2 protein-coding genes are annotated in these 2,271 nt (G+C 74.5%); one reads left to right on the forward strand and one right to left on the reverse strand.

Going from position 1 to position 2,271, the window contains the following annotated elements; all coding sequences use genetic code 11:
• Positions 1-185 precede the first annotated feature (185 nt).
• Positions 186-1,166, reverse strand: coding sequence for a thioredoxin (gene trxA, locus ACFV0G_RS33895; protein ID WP_380556287.1), 981 nt, complete (start codon positions 1,164-1,166; stop codon positions 186-188).
• A gap of 362 nt (positions 1,167-1,528) precedes the next feature.
• On the opposite strand from trxA, the gene ACFV0G_RS33900 reads away from it, so the two are divergent.
• Positions 1,529-2,182, forward strand: coding sequence for a TetR/AcrR family transcriptional regulator (locus tag ACFV0G_RS33900; protein WP_380556289.1), 654 nt, complete (start codon positions 1,529-1,531; stop codon positions 2,180-2,182).
• Positions 2,183-2,271 lie beyond the last annotated feature (89 nt).

Here is a 2,271-nt window from a genome sequence, read left to right on the forward strand (position 1 = left end):
AAACACCCCGCACCCCCCCCCCCCCCCCCCCCCCCCCCCCCCCCCCCCCGGCAGTGTTGTCAAGATTTGATAAAGCTCTACGGATTCCACCGTATTGTCGCCAAATCACCAGCGACACCGCAGGTCACCCGCCGTGCCACCGCGCAAGACCGCGACCGCGCCGCGAGCGGGCGCCGAGCCCCCCGTCAGAACAGCACGCGGGCCAGCGCGGTGCGGGCGGAGACCACCCGGGGGTCCTCCGGGCCGATCACCTCGAACAGCTCCAGCAGGCGCAGGCGCGCGGTGTCGCGGTCCTCCCCGGCCGTCCGGCCGACGGTGTCGACCAGGCGCCCGAAGGCGTCCTCCACGTGCCCGCCGACCAGGTCGAGGTCGGCCGCGCGGAGCTGGGCCGCGACGTCCTTCGGGTCGGCGGCGGCCGCCGAGCGGACCTGCTGCGGGTCGAGGCCCTCCACCCGGCGCAGCAGCTGCGCCTGGGCCAGGCCGAGCTTGGCCTCGGCATTGCCCGGCTGGTCGGCCAGCACGTTCTGGTAGGCCTGGACCGCGCCGCCGAGGTCGCCGCGGTCGAGCGCGTCGTGCGCCGCCTCCAGCGCCGGGTCGGTCGGCACCCGCAGGGCCTCGCGGGCCTCGCCGGGCTCGCCCGCCACCGCGCCGACGATGCCGAAGCGCTGCTCCGCGACCGCGATCAGCTGGTCGAGGATCTTGCGGACGTTGGCCTCGTTCTCGGCGCCCTGGAAGAGCGGGACGAGCTGGCCGGCCACCACCGCCATCACGGCGGGGATGCCCTGGATGCCGAACTGCTGGGCGATCAGCTGGTTGGCGTCCACGTCGATCTTGGCGAGCACGATGCGGCCGGCGTACTCCTCGGCCAGGCGCTCCAGGATCGGGCTGAGCTGCTTGCACGGGCCGCACCACTCGGCCCAGAAGTCCACCACCACCGGGACCTCGGTCGAGCGCTGCACGACCTCGGCCTCGAAGGTCTCCTCGGTGACGTCGATGACGAGGTCGTAGGGGGCGGGGGCCGGCTCGCCGCCGGCCGCCGCCTGGCGGGCCCGCTCGGCCCTGGACTGTTCGGCCTTCTGGGCGGCCTCCCCGGCCGCCTTCACCGCGGCGAGGTCGACCGCTCCGCGGAGGGCGGCACTGTTGAGACGCGAATTCCGTGACTGCATGGCACCATCCTCCCCCGTCCGCGCCGATGGCGGGGCACCATCCGCCCGGAATGCCGGCGGATCCGTGCGTCCGCGTGCGACCCGCCCCCGGCGGGAGCCGCTGCTCCTCGTAGCCGCTGCCGCGCGGATCCCCACCCGCGCCGCGCGCCTGCCCGATCCCATGGGGCCGGCACGCCGGTTGCCGCTCTTTCGCTACGAGTCGTAGCGTATCTGCACCCGGGCCCCGTCCCGCAAGCCCCCCGCGCCGGTCCGCAACGTGAGCTGCCCCACTTTCCGACCCCGGGCCGCTGGTGACCGGGGGCTGCGATCGCTACGGTTACCGGGTCAAAGTTACTTCTCGGTAAATTATGCAAGGAGGCTCGGTGGCCCCCACCACCCCGCAGCCTGCCGCACCGGAGTGCGCCGCGCCGCCCCGCGGGAAGGGGCGCCCCCGCAGCGCCGCCGCCGACCTGGCAATCCTCGACGCCACCCGCGAGGCGCTGGCCGAACTCGGCTGGGGCGGCCTGACCATGGGCGACGTCGCCGCGCGCGCCGGGGTCGCCAAGACCACCCTGTACCGCCGCTGGCCGTCCAAGAACGAGCTCGTGGTGGACGCCGTCGCCAGCCTCTTCGACGAGCTGGAGATGGCCGACCTGGGCAGCCTGCGGGCGGACATCGCGGCCACCGTGAGCCGGTTCGCCGACCTGCTGGCCCGGCCGGAGTCGCAGGCGGCGCTGATGGCGCTGTTCGCCGAGGGCAGCCGCGACCCGCAGCTGCGCGCCCGGATCCGCGAGCGGATCGTCGACCCGCAGAAGCACCTGGTGCGCACCGGGCGCGGCAACGCGCAGGCCCGCGGCGAGCTGGGCTCGGACCGCGACGAGCACGCCGCCTGCGAGGAGATCGACCTGGTCTTCGACCTGATCGCGGGCGCCGTCGAGCACCGGCTGCTGGTCGCCGGCGAGGAGATCACCCCGCGCTGGCTGGACCGCTTCACCACCATGGTGCTCGGCGCCCTGACCAGCCTCGGCGAGGACTAGGGGCTGCCTTCACAGGGCACTCGGGTGGTCGATTCAGGGGCGCGTGGGGGCACCCGTACGCCCGTGAAGACACGTCCCAGGGTCCCGCC

Origin of the sequence: Kitasatospora sp. NPDC059571 (assembly GCF_042735675.1) — a bacterium.
In the GTDB taxonomy this organism is placed as follows: domain Bacteria; phylum Actinomycetota; class Actinomycetes; order Streptomycetales; family Streptomycetaceae; genus Kitasatospora.

Excerpts from the sequence above, each read along its gene's own strand:
- trxA (WP_380556287.1), bottom strand. The coding sequence starts at position 1,166 with ATGCAGTCACGGAATTCGCGTCTCAACAGTGCCGCCCTCCGCGGAGCG.